The organism is Oscillibacter valericigenes (genome assembly GCF_021531435.1).
Taxonomy (GTDB): domain Bacteria; phylum Bacillota; class Clostridia; order Oscillospirales; family Oscillospiraceae; genus Oscillibacter; species Oscillibacter valericigenes_B.
Genome location: NZ_JAFBIS010000001.1, coordinates 48,815 through 74,225, shown reverse-complemented (window position 1 = coordinate 74,225; position 25,411 = coordinate 48,815). Strand labels below are relative to the sequence as shown.

Sequence of the window (25,411 nt, the reverse complement as noted above, 5' to 3'; positions counted from 1 at the left end):
ACAAACAGCACATATTAGAGAAAGAAGGAACATCCATGAAACACATTTCCAAACTGGCAGCCTTATTGTTAGCCCTGGCCATGACCCTTTCCCTCGCCGGCTGCGGCGGCAGCACGAATTCCACGTCCGGCGCGGCGGAGCCTGCCCAGCAGGGATCTGACGGCGGGAAGACGGATATTGTGATCTATTCTCCCAACGAGGACTACCTGATCGAGTTCTACCTATCCAAGCTGACGGAGCAGTTCCCGGATTACAATATTACCATCGAGTATCTCTCCACCGGCAAGCTGGCCGCGAAGCTGGCCGCCGAGGGCGCCGATACCGACTGCGACATCATCATCGGCATGAGCTACGGCTACCTGGATTCCCTGCGGGATAATCTGGCCCCCATTGACTTCGTGGACACCTCCGTCTTTATGTCCGACCTGCTGCAGGCAGACAGCAAGTACATTCCCTGGGACCGTTTCAGCGGCGCCACCATCGTCAACACCGACATCCTGGCGGAAAAGGGCCTGGAGGCTCCCGCCAGCTATGAGGACCTGCTGAAGGACGAGTACAAGGGCCTGATCGAGATGCCCAACCCCACCGCTTCCTCCACCGGCTACCTGTATCTGAAAAGCCTGGTGAACGCCTGGGGCGAGGATGAGGCCTTTGCCTACTTCGACAAGCTGGACGCCAACATTCTGAAGTACACCGACTCCGGCTCCGGCCCCATCAAGGACCTGGAGGCCGGCGAGTGCGCCATCGGCCTGAGCCTGACCTTCAACGCCGTGGAAGCCATCAACGAAGGCGCTCCTCTGGACATCATCTTCTTCGAGGAGGGCGCTCCCTACTCCCCCACCGGCTGTGCCATCATCAGCGGCCGGGAGACGGACCCCGCTGTGCAGGCGGTGTTCTCCTACCTGTACTCCGGCGTGCAGGACGAGTATCTGGCGACCTATCTGCCCGAGCAGGTGAAGATCGACCAGAAGACCGATATTGAGAATTTCCCCTCTGACATTCCCTATGCCGATATGTCCAACGATACCCCCGATGTGAAGACCGCTCTGCTGGACAAATGGGCGTACTGATGAGCAAGCTGTCGGTCGAGGACCTGAGCAAGGTCTACGGGCAGAAGACCGTGCTGGACCACATCAGCTTTGAGGTGCAGGCGGGAGAATTTCTGTCCATTCTGGGGCCCTCCGGCTGCGGCAAGACCACCATCCTGCGCATTCTCATGGGGCTGCTGGAGCCTGACGGCGGCGTCGTCCGCAAGGACGGCCGGGACATCACCGCCTGCTCCCCCGCGGAGCGGGGAATGGGCATTGTGTTCCAGAACTACGCGCTGTTTGAGAACATGACGGTCCAGAAGAATGTGGAATACGCCCTGCGGTTCCATAAGGAGCTGCGGGGGAAGGCATCGGAGATCGCCGCCGGGCTGCTCCGGCGTGTGGGCCTGTGGGAGCTGCGGGACAAAAAGCCGGGTAAGCTCTCCGGCGGCCAGCAGCAGCGGGTGGCCATCGCCCGGACGCTGGCGCTGAACCCGGACGTCATCCTCTTTGACGAGCCCATGTCCGCCCTGGACGTGGACACCCGACTGGCCCTGCGCCGGGAGATCAAGGACATCCAGCGGGAATACGGCTCCACCATGATCTACATCACCCACGACCAGGAGGAGGCGTTCGCCATGTCCGACCGCATCATGGTCATGGAGGCGGGGCGCATCCACCAGATCGGCACCCCGGAGGAGCTGGTGACCGACCCGGCGGACGACTATGTCCGGCGGTTCGTGCTGGAAAATCTGCAGATCAAGGCGGAGTCCCTGTCCCGGTTCATTCAGGTGGCGCCATGAGGAAACGACCTGTCTCTTCCACCATTTTGAAGCTGGCGCTGCTGGCATTCTTCGCCGCGGCGGTACTTCTGCCGCTGCTGCGGATGCTGGCGTATATGCGGAACACGGATGTCCTCAAGGTGCTGGGCGGCGCCGCGTTCCGGAAAGCGTGCCTGAATTCGCTGAAGGTGGGCCTGCTGACCACAGCGGTGTCCATCCCGCTGGCCTACGCCCTGGCCTGGTGCGTGACCCGTACCCATCTGCGGCTCCGGGGGCTTTGGAGCGTGCTGTTCTCCCTGCCGATGCTGATCCCCTCCATTTCCCAGGGCTCCGGCCTCATCATCCTGTTCGGCGCCAACGGTGTGCTGACCCGGCTGCTGCACCTGGGCGGGAACATCTACGGTCTCCACGGCATCGTCATCGGCGAGGCCATGTATGTCACCCCCATTGCGTTCCTCATGTTCGCCGATGTGCTGACCTACGAGGACTATACGCCCTATGAGGCGGCGCAGGTGCTGGGTATCCCCAGGCTCCGGCAGTTTACCGCCGTCACGCTGCCGTTTCTGCGGCGCCCGCTGATCTCGGCGGTGTTCACCGTGTTTTCCCTGACGGTCACAGACTACGGCGTGCCCCTGACCATCGGCGGCAAGGTCAAGACCCTGCCGGTGCTGATGTACGAGGACGTGATTGGCCTGCTGGACTTCGGCAAGGGCAGCGTCATCGGCGCGGTCCTGCTGATCCCCGCTGTGCTGGCATTCCTGGCGGACCTGTCCAACCGGGACGCGGGCGGCAATTCCTTCGTCGCCCGGCCCTTTGTCATCCGGCAGAACAAGACGCGGGACGGCCTGGCCTGCGCGCTGTGCGCGGCGGTGGGTATTTTCATGCTGCTGCCCGTGGCGGCCTTCGGCGTGCTGAGCTTTATGACCAACTATCCCATCGACATGTCTTTCACGCTGGGCAACGCGGCCAAGGCTCTGCGGATGAACGGCGGGACCTATCTGGTGAACTCGCTGCTGATCTCTGCCGGCGTGGGCATATTGGGTGTACTGATCGCCACGGTCACCGCGTACTGCAGCACCCGGCTGCTCTCCCCCGCGGCCCGGCTGCTGCACCTGCTCTCCATTACCTCCATGGCCATTCCCGGACTGGTCCTGGGCCTGTCCTACGTGCTGTTCTTTAAGACGTCCTTCCTCTACGGCACTATGGCGATCCTGATCCTGGTGAACATGATCCACTTTTTCGCCTCCTCCTATCTGATGCTCTACAACACCTTCGGAAAGTTCAACGAGCATCTGGAGGCGGTGGGCCTGACCCTGGGCGCCTCCCGGCTGCGGATCGTATGGGATGTGATCCTGCCCCAGTGCCGGGGAACCATGCTGGAGGCATTTTCCTACTTTTTCGTCAACTCCATGATCACCATATCCGCGGTTTCCTTCCTGGCGAACGCTGACACAAAGCCGGTGGCGCTGCTGATCCCCCAGTACGAGGCGCAGTCTTTCCTGGAGTGCTCCGCGTTCATCTCCCTGCTGATCCTCTGCTGCAACCTGCTGGTAAAGGCTGCCGTACACCTCCTGAAATCAGCCATCGCCAGACAGGACGGGTGATGATGGGCAATGCCCAGCGGCAAAAGAAAGCGCGGTTCAGATCGCATATTCCTGTAAAATGTCCCGCCACGGCTGAAAGCCGGATGGCGGGACATTTTTTGACGCGTTTTTTCACAGCCGTGTGAGGAGCTGCGGCATTTGCCGATGGCGGAACGTATCTATGATGCTGACGCGGTGCGCTTGGAAGATGGAATGTCTTTCGTCAAATTTTTTGTAAAATATTGATAAATGTACAAAAATGGTATATAAGGAAAATAGACGCGCTGTGGGCAGACAAGCGATACCGCCAAGGAGAGGGGGAGCACCGATATGAATGCGGCATTTTTGGATGGTTACATCAAAGTTTCCATTTTGATCGCATTGGTGGATACGGTCCTGGCAATGAAGTCCTTCCAGAAAAACAAAACCACAGGCCGGTTCCTGGGTTTTGCCTGCGCGGGCGCCGCCGTGGTGGACGTCAGCTATCTGATCAGCATTCTGAATGACGATTACCTGTGCATGTCCGTGATGTCCAGCGTCTATTTCGTCACCATCGACGTCATGCTGCTCTCCCTGCTTGTATTCACGGTGTATTTTACAAAGGGAAAATTTACAAAGACGGGAAAAATGCTCCTTGGACTGAGCGCCCTGTATACGATGTTCGAGATCGCGGTCTTTGCCATCAATCCCTTTTATGAAATCGCCATCCACTATGTCCGGAGAAATACCCTCATCGCCAAGTACAGCTACCAAATGCGGCCGCTTTACATCATGCACCTCCTGTTCACGTACACGCTGGTGGTCATGGTCGTGATCCTGCTGATCCGGAAAATGTGCCGGATCCCAAGAGAATACCGGGCGCAGTACCGTTACGTGATCCTCGGCATCCTGGTCATCGTGTCCGTGAACGGCGTGTTTTTGTTTTGGCCGGGGGAAAATGTCTACAATCTTCTAGACTACTCCATCTGCGGATACAGCCTGACCGCCTTTCTGCTGTACTGGAGCTGTTTTGACTACTCCACCCACGGCATGCTGAACTGCCTGAAAACCAGCATTTTTGAAAACATCGGACAGGGGATCGTTCTGTTTGACTATGATGACCACCTGATCCTGCACAATGAAAGAGCCGACGCGCTGCTGGGCGGAATTCAGCCGGAAAAATGCGCTGTGCTGGAGGATTTTCTGAATTGCTATGACCTCTCCCTGAACGCGGAGACGGAGGATGACAGCTTTTCCCTGCAGTGCTATGTGAAAAACGGCGGGGACGTGCGGCCGCTGCGCTGTGATATTCGCAGTTTGAAGAACGAAAAGGGGCAGCGCCTTGGACAGCTGTTCGTCTTTTCGGACGCGGCGCTGGAAACCGATCTGCTGACGGGCTTTCAGGATTGGGAGAGCTTCCAGCTGTTTGCCGGCAGCAACCAAAATGCGTTTCCGTGCCCAACAGCGGTAGCGGTCTGTGACATCAACAGCCTGTCGGTGATCAACAGCACCATGGGAAACCAGGCGGGAAACCAATCCATCAAACTGCTGGCGGACACCATGCGGCAGTGCTTTCCGAAACAAGCCTATTATGTCCGAGGCGTGGAGGCAACCCTCATCGCGCTGTGCAGCCACAGCAATGAAGCCGAGATGCAATCGTGCATGGCGCAGGTGAAGGAGAAGTTCTCCGGCAAGATCCAGTATGCGGTCAGCGCCACCACAGAGGAAAAGCCGGATATTCTCCCGGCCATCCTTTCAGCATCCAAGGCCATGCGGGCAAAGAAGCTGCTGGACCGGGAATCCATCCATTCCGAAATGCTGACATCGCTGATCCGGGCGCTTCAGGAATGTGACAGCGATACGGAGCACCATGTGCGCCGCACCCAGATGATGGGGGCGGAGCTGGGAAAGCGGATCGAACTGACGGACATCCAGCAGAGCAACCTGTCGCTGCTCTGCCTCCTGCATGACATCGGCAAGATCGGCATTCCCCTGGAAATCCTGAATAAGCCGGGCAAGCTCTCGGAGGATGAGTGGAAGATCCTGCGGTCCCATACGGAAAAGGGCTATGAGATCGCCAACAGCAACAACGAACTCCGGGGGATCGCCGATGAGATCCGCCATCACCATGAGCGTTGGGATGGAAAAGGATACCCGGATGGACTGAGCCGGGAGAGTATCCCCCTCCTGTCCAGGGTGATCGCTGTGGTGGACGCATATGACGCCATGACCAATGACCGCTCATACAGGCGTGCTATGTCTCCAGCCGATGCGATAGAAGAATTGAAGCGGTGCGCGGGCACCCAATTCGATCCCTTTATTGTGTCGGAGTTTCTCCAGATGCTGAAGGAAAATCCGCCGGACGAGCAAGCGGCCGGCGGGGCGGTCCGGCAGAGTGGGAACGGGCATGCGGCGGAGCCGGGGTCCGCCGGCAGCAGCGTGGAGACCGTCTGCCATGTTCACGGGGTCCCATACAGCCGCTATGTGCTGGATGAATCCATGCACATCGTATCTGTGGATGAAAATTTTGAGAAGCTGACCGGGTATACGTGGGAAGACATTCAGGAAAAGCCTATGATCCAGGCGGATCTGATCCCGGAGGAGGAGCGCACGGAATATCTGTGTCACACCAATGCCTGTCTTGCCAAAAACCCGATGGTGTTCCAGGAGCATAAGCTCCGGCGCAAGGACGGCTCTGACATCTACGTATTTTGCTTTGGCAGAATGTATTTTGATTCCGCGGTCCGCGCCGAACGTTCGGAGATCATCATCGCCGACATCACCAAGACCTATTCCATGAAGATGCTGGCGGATGCGGAGCAGAACAAAGCCCAGATCAGGCTGAAATATTGGGAGGACACCTATCGCCGGGATTCCCTCACAGGGCTTCTCAATCACGCGGCCTTCCGCAGTGATGTGGAGCTTAAGCTCCTGGAAGGAAAAACCAAAGTCATGATGCTGATGATGGATGTGGACAAATTCAAGGAGTATAACGACACCTTCGGCCATCATAACGGAGACAAGTTCCTGATCCTGGTGGCGCAGACGCTGCATGTATCCCTGAAAACAGAGGACCGGGCCTGCCGCATGGGCGGCGACGAGTTCGCGGCGGCGCTCTTTTTCGCCGCGGATACGCCGGAAGCGGTCATTCTGGAACGGGCGCAGCAGATTTTCGACAAGGTGAGTATTACGCTGCGGGGCGCGGACGGCGGCACCGGGATCTCCATGGGTGCGGCGATCGCTGAACCGGACGCGACGTTCAATCAGCTGTATGAAGCGTCGGACCGGGCGCTGTATCGTGCAAAAGAAAACGGCCGCGGCAGACTTGTGTTCTCGTAAAATCATCCGCGGACGGCGCGTGTTATGTGTATTCAAAAGCCGCCGGTTGGAAAAATCCAACCGGCGGCTTTCCTATTTGCTTCTTTCGAACCGCTTCGCGTGATCGCCGGGGCTTACGCCAGCGTATTCATGGCACCGCCTGCCAGGGCGCAGGCCTGACCACGGGTGACGTTCACACCCAGGTCCGCCTTGCCGTCAACGGTGCCCTTCAGGATGCCGTTCTGAGCAGCCCAGGCCGCAATAGCCGCCATATCAGCGGGAATGTCGGAACTGTCGTTGAAGATGCTCAGGATACTGGTATCCTCCACAGCGGGAGAGCCGGCGGCCACATACAGGGCCTTCAGCACTTCGCCGCGGGTGGCGGGCTCATCGCCGGTCTTGAGGCCGTTCTCAGCGCCCCAGGCAATGCCGCCGGCATAATCGCTGACCGAAAAGGTGTATCACGCGCTTCCGTTTATCCTGGGGATCGGCATGATGGCGATCGGCACGACCCATACGGTCTGCGGGCTCTGGTCAAAGGAGTATCAAAGCAGGGAAACAAAACTGACCGCAAACGGCATCGTCTATGTTGCTTTGGGACTGGTGATCCTTGTCCATCACACGGACGCGGACTCCGTGATCAGCGGTATCTGGGGCGTTCTCGGCCTGATGAAGGGTTCAGAGGCCCTGAACGGAGCGCTGTACCGCGCGTCGCAAAAGGAAGCATTTGTTGCGCTGGGGCTCCAGGCGGTCATAGAAGTGGCGCTGGGATTTTTGCTTTTGCTGGACCCCTCCGCGGTAAAGCACCATGTATTGCTGTTAGGGCTGGAACTGGTGGCGGTCGGCTGGCAGACCCTTCGGGAAGCAAAGCAGCCAAAGGCCGAAACCGCCGTCACACAGTAAAAAACCGCGCGGCCTCCCCTGTTCCGGGAGGCCGCGCGGTTTATTATTTTAGGCAAGGCGCTCACATATAAATGATGACCACTCCTGTCAGCATACCGATGATGGTCGCGGTAGCGGGCAGCTTGGACCGCCACATCAGGATGGACTCCGGCAGCAGCTCACCGAAAACCACGTACAGCATGGCGCCGGAGGCAAAGCTCAGGGACAGCGCCAAGGCTACCGGCCCCATGGCGCCCACGGTGAAGCCCAAAAGAGCCCCCAGAATGGTAGGGAACCCGGTCAGCGCCGTGACGATGACAGAGCGGGTCTTGGACATCCCGCCGGAGATCAGCGGCACGGCCACAGCCATTCCCTCCGGAATGTTGTGCAGGCCGATCACGATGGCCATCGTCAGTCCGCCGCGGTTCAGAAGCGTTTCCTGCGCGGTGCGGGCAAAGGATGCGCCGATGACCATGCCCTCCGGTACGTTGTGCAGGGCGATGGCCGCCGCCATCACCAGTCCGGCCAGAAACAAGCCGCTGCGGGGCTGACGGCCCTCCCGGTGCTCCTGCAGGTGGTTGGCGTGGGTCAGTTCCTCCAGTGAATCGGCGGTGCGGGGATGGTTCTCGTCGATATGGGCCACCTCATGGTTGGTGTTGCGGTCGATCCAGGCGTTGAGCAGGGCGATGACAACGTAGCCCACCAGTACGCCGATCACGACCAGCCCCACATCGTTGCCCATTCCATCCGGATGCAGCGCCTCCGTCAGCAGGTCAAAGCACACCACAGAGGTCATGACCCCCGCGGCAAACGACAGCAGCAGGCTTACGGTCTTGCTGGAATCCTTGCGGAACAGGCAGGAGAGGAGTCCTCCCATACCCGTGCCGCCCATGCCGGCCAGAGCCGTAATGCCAATCACGCTCCAAATCATTTTTCTAACAGCCTCCTTGTGTTAGGACGGACTAACTTTTTTCGCCTTATCCTATCACACAGGCCCATAGCTGTCAATTTGCGTTTTGCTGTTTTTTCCCGGTATTTTCCGTTGGTTCAGGCTTTTCTTTGTGCGTTTTTTCTTCCGAAAACAAACGCAGGCCCCGGGAATTCTCCGGGGCCTGCAAGTTTATATATTCCGATACAGAAGGAAAACACAGGCAGCGTATCAAGCACCCATCACGGATCGCTTGTGACCAACAAAGTAAACGGCGTATGGACTTCCATGGGAACCAAGGCGGCTTTTACGGCAGGATCACCCCAGCATCAGCGCAACGCCAAAGCCCAGCAGGGCTCCGAAACAGACCTGCAGGGGGGTATGTCCCAGGAATTCCTTCAGCACATCCTTTGGTGGGGCATCCTTGCCGAGGGACGCGATCAGGTCATTGAGGACCTTGGCGTGCTTCCCCGCTTCCCGGCGCACCCCCATGGCGTCATGCATCACAATGATTCCAAAGACGACCGCGATGGCAAAGATCGGAGACGCAAGACCGTATTCCAAAGCGGCGGTCGTCGCCATTGCTGTCACTGTGGCCGAATGACCGCTGGGCATCCCGCCGTCGCCGAACAGTCGGTGGATGTCGAGCTTTTTATGCACGGCTGCGTAAATGATCGTCTTAATGATCTGAGCGGCAGCCCATGCTGCCAACGAGTTGACAAGAAGATGATTGTCCAATAGCTGAAGGATGTCCATGGCAATGTTCCTCACTTGCTGGATTTGCGAACGTGTTTTGGCGTTTATCCATTATATGCCCTTTTCACGCATTTGTCATGTCATTTCAGCAAAAAACATGTGCCGGAGGTATTTTACTTTTGTCCCGAACGTGCCACGATCCCCTCTCCCCTCTCACGCAGTTGGATCTTCTGTTTCATGGCGCGGTACTCCTTTTCAGAGATGATCCCCTTCTCCAGAAGCACCCGGTTAAAGGAATACAGCATTCCCTGTTGATACGCAAACCCTTTGGTACAAGGAGCAGACATGGACGGCTCTCCTATCGTCTTCTTATATATGAACGGCGGATCTCTCCGGAGACCGGCCCTCTATAAACTTGTCCAAAGCGGTCTCAAATCATACAGCTGAAGTTGTACAAATCCCGCGGACAGCGGTTTGAACGGAAGTCCTCGCATCCGCCCTGTACGCAAGTCTGCCCGGTGTGGACCGCATTTCAGTGCCAGCTGTTTTTCAAATACAAGTTTCTTCAGCGGGAACTGTTGTCACATCGTCTCAAATATGATATATTGAACATGATAAAACGAACTTTTCAGGAGGACACTATGGACATCCACACCACCCGACAGCAATTAAAGACCCGCACGATCTATGACCTCCCTCTCCGGGTGACCTTCTATGCCCGTGTGTCCAGTGAATCCGACGAGCAGCTCAACTCCCTGGGCAACCAAATTCAATACTACGAAAGCCTGATCCGCAAAAACGCCAACTGGACCTACGTGGCGGGCTACATCGACGAGGGCCTGTCCGCCGCCACCACCAGGAAGCGGGAGAACTTTCACCGCATGGTGGAGGACGGCAGGGCCGGGCTGTTCGACCTCATCATCACCAAGGAGATCACCCGGTTCGCCCGCAACACGCTGGACTCCATTCAGTACACCCGGGAGCTGCTGAACGCCGGTGTGGGGGTGTTCTTCCAGAACGACAACATCAACACCCTGGACGAGGACTCGGAGCTGCGCCTGACCATCATGTCCGGCATCGCCCAGGACGAGCTCCGAAAGCTCAGCAGCCGCGTGAAGTTCGGCCACCAGCAGGCCATCAAAAACAGCGTGGTCCTGGGGAACAGCCGCATCTTCGGCTACCGGAAGGACGGCGGGCGGCTGGCGATCGACGAGGACGAAGCCCCCATGGTGCGGGAGCTGTTCGAGCTGTACGCCACCGGAGAGTACAGCATGAAGCAGATCGAGACGCTGTTCTGGGAAAAGGGCTTCCGCAACCACAACGGCAAGAAGATCGCCCACACCACCATGTCCGGGGTGATCTCCAATCCCAAGTACAAAGGCTACTACGTGGGCAATAAGGTAAAGGTCATCGACCTGTTCACCAAAAAGCAGAAATTCCTCCCGCCGGAGGAATGGGTGATGTTCAAGGATGAGACGGGCGAGATCGTTCCCGCCATCGTCAGCGAGGAGCTGTGGGATGAAGCCAACGCCGTCCTGAAAAAGCGGAGCGAGGACGTGAAGGGTCGCCAGGGCATCTGCAACCACGCCAACCTGCTTACCGGGAAGCTGTACTGCACCCACTGCGGCGCGGCTTACTACCGCCGCGACTCCGTGGACAGGGCCGGCAACAGGAACAGCAAGTGGGTGTGCTCCGGGAAGATCAAAAACGGCGCGGACTCCTGCCCCTCCTTCCCCATCTACGAGGAGGAGCTGAAGCCCCTCCTGCTGGAGGTCTTCCGGGAGACGGAGGATGACGCCGAATCGCTCATCGAGGAATATATCGAAATGTACAAATCGCTGGACCAGAGCGGCGATCTGGCAAAGCGCATGGATGCTCTGGAGACGGCCATCCGGACGGCGGAGAAGAAAAAGCAGAAGCTGCTGACCTTCAACGCCCTGGGGGAATTGTCCGACCGGGACTTCCTCTCCATGAACAAGCAGTGCGCCCAAGAGATCGAGGCGGCGCAGAAGGAACTGATGGAACTCCGGCAGCAGCGGGACTCCGCCGACGACTTCAAAAAGCAGATCGACACCATCCGCCGGGTCCTCCGGGAGGCCCAGCGGGACGCGGCGGAAAACGTCATCAGCAAGGAATTCGTGGACAGGTATATCGACAAGATCTTTGCCGCGCCCCAGGCGGACGGCTCCATGCGGCTGCAGATCAAGGTCTTCACCGGGGAGACCGCCGAGAAATACCTGGCAAATCTCAAGCATCGTACGGGTCACACGTTCAAGAAGATGATCGAGTCCTACGAGAAGTCCCTGTAACTTCCCCTGGACAGCAAAAGGACCGGCCCAAACGGGCCGGTCCCTCTATGTTCTTATGTCTTGCCCTGCTTCCGTTTCTGCTCCTCCAGCAGGTCCGCCAGGGTATAGCGGTCGATGTATGCGTTCACCGTAGCGTATAGCCCCGTCCAGAAATCCAGCGTCGGGCACTCGCCGCACCGCTCGCAGCGGTTCTCCTCCCCCGCCAGACACGCCACCGGGGCCAGATCGCCCTCTGTCAGCCGCAGGATGCTGCCCACGGTGTAGTTCTCCGGCTCCTTCGCCAGCCGGTAGCCGCCCTGGGCGCCCCGCCCGCTGCGGAGCAGCCCCGCCTTCGCCAGCAGGCCCGCGATCTGCTCCAGGTATTTCATGGATATATTCTGCCGGGCGGCCACATCCTTCAGGGATACATACCCCGCATCATCATGGGACGCCACATCCATCATCAGCCGCAGAGCGTACCGCCCCTTTGTCGAAATCTTCATCACGGCGCCTCCTCGTTTATTCAATCCTCATTCTGCCACAATCCTCCCCGGAACGCAAGTATTTTCCCATCGACAGGAATTGACAATCCCCCGCTTTTCCCTTAGAATAGGTACGACTTTTCAAGCAACGAGAGGAGCTACCATATGGATTACGCAAAGGAATCCCTGCGTCTGCATTACGAGTGGAAGGGCAAGCTGGAAATGACGCCCCGGGCGGCGGTGGACAGCAAGGAGGCCCTGTCCCTGGCCTACACCCCCGGCGTGGCCCAGCCCTGCCTGGAGATCCAGAAGGACGTCAACAAGAGCTACGAGCTGACCCGCCGCTGGAACACCGTAGCGGTTGTCACCGACGGCACCGCCGTCCTGGGCCTGGGCGACATCGGCCCCGAGGCCGGTATGCCGGTCATGGAGGGCAAGTGCGTCCTGTTCAAGGCCTTCGGCGGCGTGGACGCCATTCCCCTGTGCGTCCGCAGCAAGGATGTGGATGACATCGTCAACACCGTGGCCCTGCTGGCGGGCAGTTTCGGCGGCGTGAACCTGGAAGACATCGCCGCTCCCCGCTGCTTTGAGATCGAGCGAAAACTGAAGGAGCGCTGCGACATCCCCATCTTCCACGACGACCAGCACGGCACCGCCGTCATCACCCTGGCGGGCCTGACCAACGCCCTGAAGGTGGTGGGCAAGAAGCTGGAGGACGTGAAGATCGTGGTAAACGGCGCGGGCGCCGCCGCCATCTCCATCACCAAGCTCCTGCTCTCCGCCGGAGCGAAGAACATCACCCTCTGCGACCGCAAGGGCGCCATCTACGCCGGTCGGGACGGTCTGAACTGGATCAAGGAGGAGATGGCCCAGGTCACCAATCCCGCCAGGCAGTCCGGTACGCTTGCGGACGTGCTGGCAGGCGCCGACGTGTTCATCGGCGTCTCCGCCCCCAATTCCGTCACTACGGACATGGTGAAAACCATGAATAAGGATGCCATCGTCTTTGCCTGCGCCAACCCCACCCCGGAGATCTTCCCCGACGACGCCAAGGCCGGCGGCGCGGCGGTGGTCTCCACAGGCCGCAGCGACTATCCCAACCAGATCAACAACGTCCTGGCCTTCCCCGGCATCTTCCGGGGCGCCCTGGACGCCCGGGCCAGCGACATCAACGACGAGATGAAGATCGCCGCCGCCCATGCCCTGGCCGACCTGGTGGGCGATGACCTCTCCGCCGACTACATCATCCCCGCCGCCTTTGACCCCCGGGTAGCGGACGCCGTGGCCGCCGCCGTAAAGCAGGCCGCCTACGACTCCGGCGTGGCCCGCATCTGAACGAAAATTTGAGGATGGCCCCAAAAGGCCATCCTCTTTTTCAAGTTTTTTTGCACCGTTTTCCCCGTTTCCAACGTACCCTATGTGAACCCACCAAAAGGAGGTGCCGCCGTGACAGACCGGGAACTGCTCTCCCGCCTCTCCTCCGCCCCGGAGGAGACCCTGGCCGCCCTGTCGGCCCGCTATTCGCCCCTGGCCGCCGCCATTGCGGGCCGCCTGCTGCCGGGCCGTCAGGCCGATATTGAGGAGGTTGCGGCGGACACCCTCATCGCCATCTGGAAAAACGGGGATACCCTGAACCCGGACACCCTCCGGGGCTTCGTCATCACCACCGCCCGGAACCTGGCCATTGACCGCTGGCGGCAGCTCCGCCGCCGGGACGAGGTCCCCCTGTTCGACCAGGATGGCGCCGACTCCGACTTTCTGGAGCGTGAGGTTCTTTCTTCCGCCCTGGCGGACTACATCCGCACCCTCTCCCCGCCGGATGGCGAGATTTTTCTCCGCCACTACCTGCTGCTGGAAACGGCGGCAGAGATCGGGGCGCGCTACGGCCTGACAGAATCTGCCGTCCGCGCCCGGCTCCACCGGGTCCGCCAAACGCTGCAAAGGGAGGTGCCGCGATGAACGACTGGTATGACCTGACCAACCGTTTAGATACCAACGTCCCGCCGCTGGAGGAAGTGTCCCAGGCCCGCATTGAAAGCCGTATCCGCTCCGCTCTGCCCCGCCGAAAAAAGCGCCGCGCTCTGTTGGCAGTCATTGCCGCCGTGCTGGTGCTCACCGCCTGCGGCTACGCCGTGGCGACAGGACAGTTCTCCGACTGGTTCCGGCAGGTAGCCGAAGACCCGGCGGAGCCGGAGGCCAGCGAGGAGCTGCTGGCCGGCATCGGCACCATCATCGGCCAGAGCCAGACGGTGGACGGCGTGACGATGACTCTGAACGGTGCCATTTGGGACGGAAACACCATGCTCCTCTCTCTGACGATGACGGGAGAGAGCATCCCCGACTACCGCTGGGTGCAGGTGCGTTCCGAGGATTCCTGGCTGAGCGCGTCCGAAGCGCAGATACGCAAAACGCTGCCGCAGGAGATGCCCCACTTGACAGAAGCAGAAATCGACGAATTTGTGAAACAATATCTCAAAAACTGGAGGTCTACCTTCTCCTATCTGGAAATCATCAGCACCCAGGAGGATGAAGGCGGGAGCTGCTGTCTACTGGTAAAGGACGAATCCCGCCGCTCGCAGTACGACAGCAATGAGCTGGTCCTGCACCTGGAAAACCTGGTGTTCGGTGAGGCCACCGTAACCGGCCCCTTCGAGTTCACTTTCACCGTCCAGCAAAAGGACGCGACGGTCCGTTATACAGGCCGGACCCTGCTGGCGGAGCGGGAGGACTACGACATCTTTGTCACCGGTGCGGAGGTCTCCCCCTTCCGGGCAAAAATCATGTATGAGCTCTCTGTTCCCTTCCCGGAGGGGCAGTATGATTCCGAAGCCATCCACTACGCGACAGCCGTTGACCGCATCCGGGTGAATGGCGAGGAATACAGCCCCTCTAACTCCCGGGGAAGCACTTTGGAACAGGACGAGGACGGCAATGTGCGCGGCAGCGCCTACACCGGCTCCTTTGACCGCATCGTAGACCCCGCCCAGGTGGAGGCCATCCGCGTCGGCGGCGTCTGGCTGAAGCTGGACAGCTTCACCCTGACCGAAAATCCAGACTCCTGACTGTATAAAAAAACAGCGGCTTTCGCCGCTGTTTTTTTTGCGCTTACACGGTGGGATACTCGCCGTCCCACAGCACCTTGCGGAACTTCATGGGGTCGGTATTGCCCTCGGTGGAGAACATCAGCACCTGGCTGAAGCGGTCCAGGCCCAGGAAATCCCGGAGCTCCTTGTACTCGTCGGTCTCCATGAGGGCGGCGATGAGGCCCATGCCCACGGCGCCGGACTCGCCGGAGATGACGGTGGGGTCGCCCTTGACGGGCACGCCCAGCATCCGCATGCCCCGGGCGCTGACCCAGTCGGGGCAGGAGACGAAGGCGGAGACATGATTGCGCAGGATGTCCCAGGAGATGATGTTGGGCTCACCGCAGGCAAGACCCGCCATGATGGTCTTGAGGTCGCCCTCTACGATGCGGGGATCACCGTCCCCGGCCACGGCGCCCTGGTACAGGCAGTCCGCCGCCCGGGCCTCCATGACGATGAACTTGGGGGGATCGTTGGGGAACAGGTTGGTGAAGAAGCCCACCACGGCACCGGCCAGGCTGCCCACGCCGGCCTGAATGAACACATGGCTGGGGCGGTTCACGCCCATCTGCCGCAGCTGGTCGGCGGCCTCGCCTGCCATGGTGCCGTAGCCCTGCATGATCCACGCGGGGATCTCCTCGTAGCCCTCCCAAGCGGTGTCCTGCACGACCACACCGTGCTTGGTCTGGGCGGCCTCGGCAGCGGCCATACGGACGCACTCGTCGTAGTTCACGTCCTCAATGGTGACCTGGGCGCCCTCTTTTTTGATGTTCTCAAACCGGCTTTGGCTGCTGCCCTTGGGCATATGGACCACCGCCTTCTGGCCCAGCTTGTTGGCGGCCCAGGCCACGCCCCGGCCGTGGTTGCCGTCGGTGGCAGTAAAGAAGGTGGCCTGGCCGAACTCCCGGCGGAAGGCCTCGCTGGTCAGATAGTCATAGGTCATCTCGCTGACGTCCCGGTCCATCTGCTGGGCAATGTACCGCGCCATGGCGAAAGAACCGCCCAGCACTTTGAAGGCGTTGAGGCCGAAGCGGAAGGACTCGTCCTTCACATACAGGCCACCCAGACCCAGGTACTTCGCCATGCCGTCCAGGCAGGCCAGGGGGGTAATGGAATACTGGGGAAAGCTGTTGTGGAAAAAGCTGGCCTTTGCCACGTTGCGCAGGGACATGACCTCCAGCTGACGGTCCTCACTGGCCGGCATATGGTTGACGGCCCACTTGATCTTCTCTTTCATTTTGCTCTCTCCATACAAAAATTTTTAGCCTAACAAATTTTTTGTTTGCTTTGGCTCCATCATATCACAGTTTCCCGGGAAGTCAAGGGCTTTCGCAAATTTTTCGACGCAGGGGAAAGACTATTACAAACCATCCTTGACAAATACCCCTGGGGGGTATATAGTTCTATCAGCAAAGATACCCCCCAGGGGTATATTTCTCACCATACAGGAGGTCCCATGAAAGAGGAAAAATATGACATCTCCGGCATGCACTGCGCGGCGTGCAGCGCATCCGTGGAAAAAGTGACCCGGCGGCTCCCCGGCGTGGAGCGCAGCGACGTGAACCTGACCACCGGCATTATGACCATCTGCTACGACGAAAGTCAGGTGGGCCAAGAGCAGATCACGGCAAAGGTGGAGAAAGCAGGCTTCGGCTGTACCCTCCACGCGGAGAAAAAGGAAAAAACGGCGGAGGCCGTGCAGAACGAGGAAGAAGCCGCCCTGAAACGGAAAAAGGCGGAACTGATCGCGGCGGCGGTTTTTTCCGTGGTGCTGCTGTATGTATCCATGGGGCAGATGCTGCCCTTCGGCCTGCCCGCCCTGCCCCTGCCGGACATCTTCTCCATGCACACCCATCCGGTAAATTACGCCGTCTTGCAGCTGCTCTTGACCATCCCCGTGCTGTACTGCGGCAGGAACTTTTTCACCAGCGGCTTCAAAGCCCTGGCCCACGGGAATCCCAACATGGATTCCCTGGTGGCCATCGGCTCCGCCTGCTCCTTCGCATACAGCGTGGTGATGACGTTCCTCATCTCCGACGATCCCCACGCCTATGTCCACAACCTTTATTATGAATCCGCCGCCGTGGTACTGACCCTGGTGTCCCTGGGCAAGTTCCTGGAGAGCCGGAACATGCAGAAGACGAAGGGCGCTATCACCGCCCTGATGCGTCTGGCACCGGACACCGCCATTCTGTCGGACTCCGGCCGGGAGGTGCCCACGGAGAGCCTGAAAACCGGGGACATGGTGCTGGTGAAGCCCGGCCAGCGGGTGCCGGTGGACGGCGTGGTGACGGAGGGTGAGAGCAGCGTCAACGAGGCCATGCTCACTGGAGAGAGCCTGCCGGTGGAAAAATGCGTGGGCAGCGAGGTCATCGGCGGCAGTGTCAACCAGAACGGCGTGCTGTACGTCCGGGTGACCCGCACCGGGGAGGACACCACCCTGGCACGCATCATTCGATTCGTAGAGGACGCCCAAGGGAAAAAAGCCCCCATCTCCAAGACCGCCGACAAGGTGGCGGGGGTGTTCGTGCCCACCGTCATCGGTATCGCGGTGGCGGCGGCCGTCGCCTGGGCCATTGCGGGACAGCCCTTTGCCTTTGTGCTGCGGGTGTTCACCTCCGTGTTAGTGATCGCCTGCCCCTGCGCATTGGGACTGGCGACGCCCACCGCTATCATGGTAGGCACCGGGCTGGGCGCCAGGCACGGTATTCTCATCCGCTCCGGCGAGATTTTGGAAATTACCCACAGCGTGGACACCGTGGTGCTGGACAAGACCGGCACCGTCACCGAGGGCTCTCCCGCCGTAACGGAGGTCATTCCGTACAACTGCGAGGAAGCGGCCCTGCTGAAAACGGCGGCGGCCATTGAAGGGGCCTCCGCCCACCCCCTGGCTGCGGCCATCACCGCCTATGCCGCCGAAAAGGGGCTGGCGGAGCCGGAAAAGCCGGAAGCGTTTGAAAACCTGTCCGGCCGGGGCCTGACGGCCCGGCTTGGCGGCAAGACCGTGCTGGCTGGGAACCGCCGCCTGCTGGAGGAACGGGGCGTGGATGCCTCTCCCCTGCTGGCGGAGGCGGCGCGGCTGTCCGCCCAGGGCCAGACGCCCATGTTCTTTGCGGCGGACGGCAGGCTGCTGGGCCTCATCTCCGTGGCGGACCCGGTGAAGGAGACCAGCGCCGCCGCCATTTCGGAAATGAAACAGCAGGGCATCCGGGTGGTGCTGCTGACTGGCGACAACCGGGCGGCGGCGGAGCACATCGGCGCTCTGGTGGGCGCGGACGAGGTCATCGCCGAGGTGCTGCCGGAGGAAAAGGCCGGAGTTATCCAAAACTTGCAGAACCAGGGCCGGAATGTGATGATGGTTGGCGACGGCATCAACGACGCCCCCGCCCTCACCGCCGCCACCGTGGGCTGCGCCATCGGCAGCGGCAGCGACATCGCCATCGAGTCCGCCGACATCGTGCTGATGCGCTCCGACCTCCGGGATGTGCCCCGGGCTCTGCGGCTGTCCGCCCTGACCCTGCGGGACATCAAGCAGAACCTGTTCTGGGCCTTCTGTTACAACACTGTCGGCATCCCTATCGCCGCTGGAGCCCTGTATCTGTTCGGCGGGCCGCTGCTCTCCCCTATGTTCGCGGGGGCGGCCATGTCCCTCAGCTCCGTGTGCGTGGTGAGCAACGCCCTGCGGCTGGGCCGGGCGAAATTACAATAAGGAGGGTTTCCCCGTGACCGATGAAAGCAAGGAATTGAAGAAAGAATGCTGCGTGGAGGCAGAGGACTGCTGCCGCCACAAGCACCGGGAGGCCAGCGAGGTCGAGGCCCTGACCAAGCGGCTCAACCGCATTGAAGGCCAAGTCCGGGGCATCCGGGGCATGGTGGAAAACGAGGCCTACTGCACTGACATCCTCACCCAGGTCTCCGCCGTCCAGTCGGCGCTGAACGCCTTTTCCCGGGAACTGCTGGCGAGCCACATCCGCACCTGCGTGGTGACGGACATCCAAAACGGGCAGTTGGAGGTCGTGGACGACCTCCTGGCTACGATACAAAAACTGATGAAATGAAAAGGAGAATACCGCTATGACCACCATTTCCGTACCTGATATGATGTGCGAAAACTGCGTAAAACGCATCACCAACGCCCTCACAGGGGCTGATCTGAAGTTCACCGTCAGCCTGGCGGACAAGACCGTCACCATCGACGGCTGCCAGAACTGCGTCAAGACCGCCGTGGGTGAGCTGGAGGATCTGGGCTTTACCCCGGAAGTTCGCTGATCCGTTCATAATTTTTCGGTTTTTTGCAAAAAATGTCCCTGTATCCAGTCTTTGGGTGCAGGGACTTTTTTCCGTCCGTTTTCGTAACCATTTTGTTACCGTTCGATTTTTTCTGTTATTTATTTCCAGTGTTTTTTGCCGTTTTTCACCTAAAGTGGGAGACATAACACCGCTTTGGCCCCAAAAACTTGACAAAAGTGGGAGCAGGGTGTATACTGAGTCCAGTTTTTCAGCCGGTAACAAAAGTTACAAGTTGTTTCCATCCAGGAGACAGCCGCCCAACGCTCCATTCGGGAGCCTGAAAAACCAATTCAGGAGGTACTATTTTGAAACGTCATAACCTGCAAGAAAAACTGCATGGGATATGGAACCGCAGACACCTGGCGCTGCTGACGCTGACGGCCGTCTTCCTGACCGCCGCCGTTACCACCAGCCACGCCAGCGCCCTGTATATCCTCACCGACGCCGATGACACCGCCATCGTGCTGGACAGCGCCGCCAAGCTGCCGGATCTCTCCAGCCAGATCGTCAATGTCACCACCGGCGGCAAGGGCTACGACGTGACGCTGGCCGCCAAGCAGACGGTCACCGTCCACCGGAACGGTGAAACGCAGACCGTCCAGTCCAGAAATGAAAGCGTCTCCAGGCTGCTCGAACGCATCGGCATCGTCCCAAGTCCGCTGGAGACTGTCGCCGTGGACCTGTCCGGCTCCGGGGTGGAGATCACCGTGGAGGAGGAGATCATCTACTACGACCGGGTGGTGGAGGAGGTCACCTTCGACACCGTGCGCATCGCCAACCCCGAGATGAAGAAGGGCACGGAAAAAGTGGTGCAGGAGGGCGCTGACGGCGTCCGCACCTCCATCTATGAAGTGGTGTTTTCCAACGGCAGGGAGCTGAGCCGCCAGTTCGTGGAGGAGCTGGACAGCACCGCCGTGGACCAGATCGTGGAATACGGCACCGCCGAGGAGCAGACCGCTTCCTCCGTCATGTCCAATAACAAGTCCGCCATTTCCAACGTCTCCAAAAACGGCGACGGTAGCGGCACCCTGACTCTGGCCGACGGCACCACGCTGAACTTCTCCGCCGCCAAGTCCATGACCGCCACCGCCTACACCGCCGGGCACGGCGGAGTGGACTACTGCACCGCCACCGGCACCACCGTCCGGGTGGGCACCGTGGCTGTGGATAAGAGCGTCATCCCCCTGGGCACGAAACTGTTCATCGTGACCACTGACGGGCTGGTCTACGGCACCGCCGTGGCCGAGGACACCGGAGTCCGGGGCAACAAGGTGGACCTGTATTTCGACACCTACCAGCAGTGCATCAGCTTCGGCAGGCGGAGCTGTACGGTTTATATCCTGGAATAACGCAGTTCTCCCCCGGCACGTTTGTGCCGGGGGAGTTTTTTCAGAGCGTTTCCAGCAGGACCGAAAGCTGGTCCAGAGCGGTGACGATGTAGTCCGGCACAATATCCGGGCGGCGGGGGCGGCCCATACGGTTCAGCCAGCAGGTGCGCAGGCCCGCGTCCCGGCCGCCCCGGATGTCGGCGGTCAGGCTGTCCCCCACCATCAGGGCCGAAGCCGGGTCAAACCCGGGAATGGCGGCGAAGCAGGCGCGGAAAAAGGCGGGGCTGGGCTTGTGGAAGCCCACTTCCTCGGAGATGAAAATGTTCCGGAAATACGGGAGGATACCCGCGTCCGCCAGACGGCGGCGCTGGACCGCCGCCGCGCCGTTGGTGGCCAAGTACAGGCTGTACCGGGGTGCCAAAGCCTCCAGCAGCCCCCGGGCGCCGGGGACGAAGCCGTGCTCCTCCGCCAGAAAGCCCTCGTACCGATCGCAAACCGCCCGGCTGTCGCAGGCGGCGCCCAGCTCCGCGAACAGGAGGTCGAAGCGGCGGGTCAGGACCTGGTCTTTCGTGAGCTTTCCCTCCTCCAGCAGTTCCCACTGGCTGAGGTTGATGGCATGGTAGCGGTCCAGAACGGCTGGCGTGGGGTCTACCCCAAATTGCCGGAGGGCGCGGGACAGGGCGTGGGCCTCTCCCCCGTCGAAATCCAGCAGGGTGTTGTCCAGGTCGAAGAAGATGTTGGTCAGCATGGCGGGCTCCTTTACAGGTGATGCATCCATTCTACATCACCGGGGTTTTCAAATCCATGTTTTTTTGATATACTGTCTTCACTTTACGAAAAGGCGGGGTTGCCATGAATCTCTGCGATTACGATACCATCCGGGAGCTGCTGGGGCGGCACGGATTCCATTTTTCTAAATCCATGGGGCAGAATTTCCTCATCGACCCCCAGGTGCCCTACGACATCGCGGCATCGTCCCAGGCGGACGAGGGCTGCGGCGTGCTGGAGATCGGCCCGGGCATCGGCCCCCTGACGGCGGAGCTGGCCCAGCGGGCGGGCAAAGTCGTGTCCGTGGAGCTGGACAAGTCCCTGCTGCCTGTGCTGGCGGAGACCATGGCCCCCTACCCCAACGTGGAGATCGTGCCGGGGGACGTGATGAAACTGGACCTGGAGGCGCTGGCGGCGGAAAAATTTCAGGGGCTGCGGCCCATCGTGTGCGCCAACCTCCCCTACAACATCACCACGCCGGTGCTGACAAAGCTCGTCGAGACGCCCTGCTTTGAGGCCATTACCGTGCTCATCCAGAAAGAGGTCGCCCAGCGGCTGGCGGCCCCCCAGGGGTCTTCCGACGGCGGGTCCTTCTCCATGTTCCTGCAATACTACATGGAGACGGAGTACCTCTTCGACGTGCCCCGGGAGAAGTTCCTGCCCGCCCCCAAGGTGACCTCCGCCGTGCTGCGGTGCGTCCGGCGGGAGAAGCCGCCGGTCTCCGTGCGGGACGAGGACTTTTTCTTCCGGTGCCTGCGGGGAGCCTTCCTGCTGCGGCGGAAAACCCTGGCCAACAGCCTGGCCGCCGCCCTCAGGCGGGACAAGGCGGCCATTCAGGAGGCCATCGAAGCCTGCGGCCTTCCTGCCACCATCCGGGGCGAGGCACTGACGCTGGAGGACCTGGCGCGGCTGTCCGACGAGCTGGGAAATGCGTAATCGTATGAAAATCGAACTTGGCAGGGCCCGCGACATAGACGGTTGGATGGAGCTGGTGGAGCAGGTCAAAGACGACTTCCCCGGACTTGAAACTGTGGAAGGGATGGCGGAGCACAGGGATACCGTCCTGGCGTTTATGGCCAGGGATTCCGCCGTCTGCGCGAAAGACGGCGGCCGTGTCGTTGGGGCGCTCCTCTTTTCCAAGGAAAACAGTATGCTTTGCTTTCTGGCCGTCGATCCCGTATACCGCAGGCAGCACATCGCGGAAAACATGGTCAACCTCATGCTGACCTTCATGGAGCCGGGAAGAGACATCGTGGTCACCACATACCGGGAGGGCGTCCCGGCGGGGATCGCGGCAAGAGCCTTTTATAAACGGCTGGGATTCTCCGAGGGAAAGCTGACCGAGGAGTTCGGAAGTCCGGTGCAGGAATTGATCCTGAAACGGTAAATCATTCCTTGAAAAGGTCCACTTGCCTTTCCCGGGAAAATCATGTAGAATATGCTTAATATCGTTTTAATCGGCTGTGGGGCTTTCCCCCGGTATCTGCCATGCTCCGCCGCCACTCATCATTTCTAAGGAGGAACAATATCATGAAAACTTATGGTCTGGAAGCTCTGGGCATCATCAATGCCTCCGCTGTCTACCGCAACCTGACCCCCGCCGAGCTGACGGAGCACGCCCTGCGCCGCGGCGAGGGCAAACTCAGCAACACCGGCGCGCTGGTGGTCAAGACCGGCAAGTACACCGGCCGCAGCGCCAACGACAAGTTCATCGTGGACACTCCCGCCGTCCATGACGAGATCGCCTGGGGCAAGGTGAACCGTCCCATCGAGAAGGCTAAGTTCGACGCCATCAAGAGCAAGGTCATCGCCTACCTCCAGGGCAAGGAGATCTTCATTTTCGACGGCTTTGCCGGCGCAGACCCCAAGTACACCCAGTCCTTCCGCATCGTTAACGAGCTGGCCTCTCAGAACCTGTTCATCCACCAGCTGCTGCGTCGTCCCACCGCCGAGCAGCTGGAGAACTTCAAGATCGACTACACCATCATCGCCGCCCCCGGCTTCAAGTGCATTCCTGAGATCGACGGCACCCGCTCCGAGGCTGCTATCCTGGTGGACTATGAGGAGAAGCTGGTGGTCATCTGCGGCACCCAGTACGCCGGTGAGATCAAGAAGTCCGTCTTCTCCGTCATGAACTACGTCCTGCCCAAGATGGGCGTGTTCCCCATGCACTGCTCCGCCAACATCGGCAAGGACGGTGACTCCGCCGTGTTCTTCGGCCTGTCCGGTACCGGCAAAACCACCCTGTCCGCCGACCCCAACCGGATGCTCATCGGCGACGACGAGCACGGCTGGGCCGACGATTCCGTGTTCAACTTCGAGGGCGGCTGCTATGCAAAGTGCATCAACCTCAGTCCCGAGGGCGAGCCCGAGATCTACAACGCCATCAAGTTCGGCGCTCTGGTGGAAAATGTTGTCATGGACGATGAGACCCGGGAGTTCGACTTCGACGACGACTCCCTGGCCGTCAACTCCCGCGTGGGCTATCCCGTGGAGTACATCCCCAATGCGGAGCTGTCCGGCATGAGCCCCAGCGTGCCCAAGACCGTCATCTTCCTGACTGCCGACGCCTACGGCGTGCTGCCTCCCATCTCCAAGCTGGACAAGAACCAGGCCATGTACTACTTCGTCTCCGGCTTCACCAGCAAGGTAGCCGGCACCGAGATCGGCATCACCGAACCCGTGCCCACCTTCTCCACCTGCTTCGGCGAGCCCTTCCTGCCTCTGGACCCCTCTGTCTACGCCGCTATGCTGGCGGAGAAGGTGGAGAAGTCCGGCGCCCACGTCTATCTGGTCAACACCGGCTGGAACGGCACCGGCAAGCGGATGAAGCTGAGCTACACCCGCGCCATGGTCACCGCCGCCCTCACCGGCGCTATCGAGCAGGGCGAGTTCGTCACCGACCCCACCTTCGGCGTCCAGGTGCCCACCGCCATCGAGGGCGTGCCCTCTGAGCTGCTGATCCCCGAGAACACCTGGGAGGACAAGGCCGCTTATCAGGCAAGCTGCCAGAAGCTGGCCAAGAGCTTTGTGGAGAACTTCAAGAAGTACACCCACATGAGCGCAGAAGTGGTCGCCGCCGGTCCCAAGGCGGAGTAAGGTTTCTCCGTACTGTAAATCAGGAGGCCGTCCCTTTCGGGACGGCCTCCTTCGTTTATTCATTCAAATTGCGGTCGATCTCCTGGATGAGCCGGGCGTGGAACCAGCAGGCCCGGTAGCAGACATGGAGAACCAAATCCTCACGGAACCAGGCCACGGCACAGTCCTCCCCCGCCGTCAGGACGCCGGGAAGCGGATTTCTGTCCCGGTCCAGGGCGAACACATCCCCCGGTGCCAAGGTGCGGGAGCCATCGTCTCTCCGGAAGTCAGCTTTTCCCCGGAGCAGGCAGCCGATGCGCTCCTCCGTTGACCGGGTCTCCCCTGCCTTCAATTCCTCTACGCAAAGGTCAAAGCAGTTGGAGAGGGTCTCCTGCCCCTCCTCCGGCATCCAGACGAACAGGGGCACCTGATGCAGCAATTCCAGCATGGCGCGCTCCTCAGGCCCGGTCGGGGAATTTGGCGCAGAGCTTGTCCAGCTCATCGATGAGGGCGGTCATGTCCGCCTTGGTCATGGCGCAGGTCACCTCGGCGGTGTCGTCGCCGTCCATGGTGTTTGGCAGGAAGAAGGACACATCCACCTGGAAGTCGTCGCCGTCGGCCTGGGCCGCCAGCTCGAAATAGGGCTCCACAAAGGCGCTGGCGTACTCGCTCTTGATGCCCGCGTTCAGCACTTTCAGCCCGGCGGTCATCTCCCGCAGCTCGTAGGTCAAAAGGCAGCTGTTGGAGTCCTTTACCACATGGCCGTCCTCCTGGGTCCAGGTGGCCCGGAGGACCAGCCAGTTGCGGTCGTCGCTGGTGGGGTCGCCGCCGTCGGGGGGAAATTCGTAGTTCACAATGTCCAGCTTCAAACTGGCTTCTTCATTCTTGAAAAGCATGG

25 protein-coding genes are annotated in these 25,411 nt (G+C 60.2%); 16 read left to right on the top strand and 9 right to left on the bottom strand.

The features are described 5' to 3' along the window. Window positions 1-35: 35 nt before the first annotated feature. The 4 genes from JQM68_RS00310 to JQM68_RS00295 all read left to right on the top strand — a co-directional run bounded on the left by JQM68_RS00310 (window position 36) and on the right by JQM68_RS00295 (window position 6,711). A complete protein-coding gene (locus tag JQM68_RS00310) occupies window positions 36-1,070 on the top strand; it encodes an extracellular solute-binding protein (protein WP_235220918.1) in 1,035 nt (344 codons plus the stop codon). Further along, entirely contained in the window at window positions 1,070-1,831 is a 762-nt protein-coding gene (locus tag JQM68_RS00305) for an ABC transporter ATP-binding protein (RefSeq protein ID WP_235220917.1), read from the top strand. Before JQM68_RS00310 ends, JQM68_RS00305 begins: the two co-directional genes overlap by 1 nt. Further along, window positions 1,828-3,414 (top strand): ABC transporter permease subunit, encoded by a 1,587-nt coding sequence (locus JQM68_RS00300; protein ID WP_235220916.1) that lies wholly within the window; start codon window positions 1,828-1,830, stop codon window positions 3,412-3,414. Before JQM68_RS00305 ends, JQM68_RS00300 begins: the two co-directional genes overlap by 4 nt. Window positions 3,415-3,723: 309 nt before the next feature. Beyond that, window positions 3,724-6,711 (top strand): diguanylate cyclase domain-containing protein, encoded by a 2,988-nt coding sequence (locus tag JQM68_RS00295; RefSeq protein ID WP_235220915.1) that lies wholly within the window; start codon window positions 3,724-3,726, stop codon window positions 6,709-6,711. 113 nt (window positions 6,712-6,824) lie between these two features. Here the strand turns inward: JQM68_RS00295 and JQM68_RS00290 are convergent, their stop codons facing one another. Continuing rightward, a complete protein-coding gene (locus JQM68_RS00290; RefSeq protein WP_235220914.1) occupies window positions 6,825-7,058 on the bottom strand; it encodes a hypothetical protein in 234 nt (77 codons plus the stop codon). 127 nt (window positions 7,059-7,185) lie between these two features. On the opposite strand from JQM68_RS00290, the gene JQM68_RS00285 reads away from it, so the two are divergent. Continuing rightward, complete coding sequence (locus tag JQM68_RS00285; protein ID WP_235220913.1) at window positions 7,186-7,593, top strand: hypothetical protein; 408 nt, start codon at window positions 7,186-7,188, stop codon at window positions 7,591-7,593. Between the two features lie 61 nt (window positions 7,594-7,654). Here JQM68_RS00285 and JQM68_RS00280 read toward each other — a convergent pair whose 3' ends face one another. The 3 genes from JQM68_RS00280 to JQM68_RS00270 all read right to left on the bottom strand — a co-directional run bounded on the left by JQM68_RS00280 (window position 7,655) and on the right by JQM68_RS00270 (window position 9,543). After that, on the bottom strand, window positions 7,655-8,503 hold the full coding sequence (locus JQM68_RS00280; RefSeq protein WP_235220912.1) for a ZIP family metal transporter: 849 nt from the start codon (window positions 8,501-8,503) through the stop codon (window positions 7,655-7,657). Between the two features lie 315 nt (window positions 8,504-8,818). Further along, window positions 8,819-9,256 (bottom strand): divergent PAP2 family protein, encoded by a 438-nt coding sequence (locus tag JQM68_RS00275; protein WP_235220911.1) that lies wholly within the window; start codon window positions 9,254-9,256, stop codon window positions 8,819-8,821. Window positions 9,257-9,369: 113 nt separating this feature from the next. Beyond that, entirely contained in the window at window positions 9,370-9,543 is a 174-nt protein-coding gene (locus JQM68_RS00270; RefSeq protein WP_235220910.1) for a hypothetical protein, read from the bottom strand. A gap of 294 nt (window positions 9,544-9,837) precedes the next feature. Between JQM68_RS00270 and JQM68_RS00265 the strand changes: the two genes are divergently transcribed. Next, window positions 9,838-11,505 (top strand): recombinase family protein, encoded by a 1,668-nt coding sequence (locus JQM68_RS00265; RefSeq protein ID WP_235220909.1) that lies wholly within the window; start codon window positions 9,838-9,840, stop codon window positions 11,503-11,505. Between the two features lie 53 nt (window positions 11,506-11,558). Here JQM68_RS00265 and JQM68_RS00260 read toward each other — a convergent pair whose 3' ends face one another. After that, on the bottom strand, window positions 11,559-11,987 hold the full coding sequence (locus JQM68_RS00260) for an RrF2 family transcriptional regulator (RefSeq protein WP_235220908.1): 429 nt from the start codon (window positions 11,985-11,987) through the stop codon (window positions 11,559-11,561). A 144-nt stretch (window positions 11,988-12,131) separates the two neighbouring features. Here JQM68_RS00260 and JQM68_RS00255 point away from each other — a divergent pair, with 144 nt between their 5' ends. From JQM68_RS00255 to JQM68_RS00245, 3 genes are all read left to right on the top strand, one after another. Further along, on the top strand, window positions 12,132-13,301 hold the full coding sequence (locus JQM68_RS00255; RefSeq protein ID WP_235220907.1) for an NAD(P)-dependent malic enzyme: 1,170 nt from the start codon (window positions 12,132-12,134) through the stop codon (window positions 13,299-13,301). A gap of 111 nt (window positions 13,302-13,412) precedes the next feature. Continuing rightward, complete coding sequence (locus JQM68_RS00250) at window positions 13,413-13,925, top strand: RNA polymerase sigma factor (RefSeq protein WP_235220906.1); 513 nt, start codon at window positions 13,413-13,415, stop codon at window positions 13,923-13,925. Continuing rightward, window positions 13,922-15,028 carry a DUF4179 domain-containing protein gene (locus JQM68_RS00245; protein WP_235220905.1) on the top strand — a complete coding sequence of 369 codons (1,107 nt, stop codon included), beginning with the start codon at window positions 13,922-13,924 and terminating at the stop codon, window positions 15,026-15,028. Before JQM68_RS00250 ends, JQM68_RS00245 begins: the two co-directional genes overlap by 4 nt. 43 nt (window positions 15,029-15,071) lie before the next feature. On the opposite strand, the gene dpaL is transcribed toward JQM68_RS00245, so the two are convergent. Then, the gene (gene dpaL / locus JQM68_RS00240; RefSeq protein ID WP_235220904.1) at window positions 15,072-16,286 is read right to left on the bottom strand and encodes a diaminopropionate ammonia-lyase; all 1,215 of its coding nucleotides are present in this window, start codon (window positions 16,284-16,286) and stop codon (window positions 15,072-15,074) included. Between the two features lie 219 nt (window positions 16,287-16,505). Between dpaL and JQM68_RS00235 the strand changes: the two genes are divergently transcribed. The 4 genes from JQM68_RS00235 to JQM68_RS00220 all read left to right on the top strand — a co-directional run bounded on the left by JQM68_RS00235 (window position 16,506) and on the right by JQM68_RS00220 (window position 20,688). After that, window positions 16,506-18,758, top strand: a complete 2,253-nt coding sequence (locus JQM68_RS00235; RefSeq protein ID WP_235220903.1) for a heavy metal translocating P-type ATPase — start codon at window positions 16,506-16,508, stop codon at window positions 18,756-18,758. A 13-nt stretch (window positions 18,759-18,771) separates the two neighbouring features. After that, the gene (locus JQM68_RS00230) at window positions 18,772-19,107 is read left to right on the top strand and encodes a metal-sensing transcriptional repressor (protein WP_235220902.1); all 336 of its coding nucleotides are present in this window, start codon (window positions 18,772-18,774) and stop codon (window positions 19,105-19,107) included. Between the two features lie 16 nt (window positions 19,108-19,123). Continuing rightward, entirely contained in the window at window positions 19,124-19,318 is a 195-nt protein-coding gene (locus JQM68_RS00225; protein ID WP_235220901.1) for a heavy-metal-associated domain-containing protein, read from the top strand. A gap of 326 nt (window positions 19,319-19,644) precedes the next feature. Further along, entirely contained in the window at window positions 19,645-20,688 is a 1,044-nt protein-coding gene (locus tag JQM68_RS00220) for a G5 and 3D domain-containing protein (protein WP_235220900.1), read from the top strand. 40 nt (window positions 20,689-20,728) lie between these two features. On the opposite strand, the gene JQM68_RS00215 is transcribed toward JQM68_RS00220, so the two are convergent. Beyond that, on the bottom strand, window positions 20,729-21,415 hold the full coding sequence (locus tag JQM68_RS00215; RefSeq protein WP_235220899.1) for a YjjG family noncanonical pyrimidine nucleotidase: 687 nt from the start codon (window positions 21,413-21,415) through the stop codon (window positions 20,729-20,731). Between the two features lie 104 nt (window positions 21,416-21,519). Between JQM68_RS00215 and rsmA the strand changes: the two genes are divergently transcribed. The 3 genes from rsmA (at window position 21,520) to pckA (ending at window position 24,534) form a co-directional block, all read left to right on the top strand. Next, window positions 21,520-22,371, top strand: a complete 852-nt coding sequence (gene rsmA, locus JQM68_RS00210; protein ID WP_235220898.1) for a 16S rRNA (adenine(1518)-N(6)/adenine(1519)-N(6))-dimethyltransferase RsmA — start codon at window positions 21,520-21,522, stop codon at window positions 22,369-22,371. 4 nt (window positions 22,372-22,375) lie between these two features. Then, window positions 22,376-22,822, top strand: coding sequence for a GNAT family N-acetyltransferase (locus tag JQM68_RS00205; RefSeq protein ID WP_235220897.1), 447 nt, complete (start codon window positions 22,376-22,378; stop codon window positions 22,820-22,822). A gap of 143 nt (window positions 22,823-22,965) precedes the next feature. Next, window positions 22,966-24,534, top strand: coding sequence for a phosphoenolpyruvate carboxykinase (ATP) (gene pckA, locus JQM68_RS00200; RefSeq protein WP_235220896.1), 1,569 nt, complete (start codon window positions 22,966-22,968; stop codon window positions 24,532-24,534). A 55-nt stretch (window positions 24,535-24,589) separates the two neighbouring features. On the opposite strand, the gene JQM68_RS00195 is transcribed toward pckA, so the two are convergent. After that, window positions 24,590-24,961: a hypothetical protein gene (locus JQM68_RS00195; RefSeq protein WP_235220895.1), complete on the bottom strand. Its 372-nt coding sequence runs from the start codon at window positions 24,959-24,961 to the stop codon at window positions 24,590-24,592. 10 nt (window positions 24,962-24,971) lie between these two features. Continuing rightward, on the bottom strand, window positions 24,972-25,409 hold the full coding sequence (locus JQM68_RS00190) for a WapI family immunity protein (RefSeq protein WP_235220894.1): 438 nt from the start codon (window positions 25,407-25,409) through the stop codon (window positions 24,972-24,974). Window positions 25,410-25,411 lie beyond the last annotated feature (2 nt).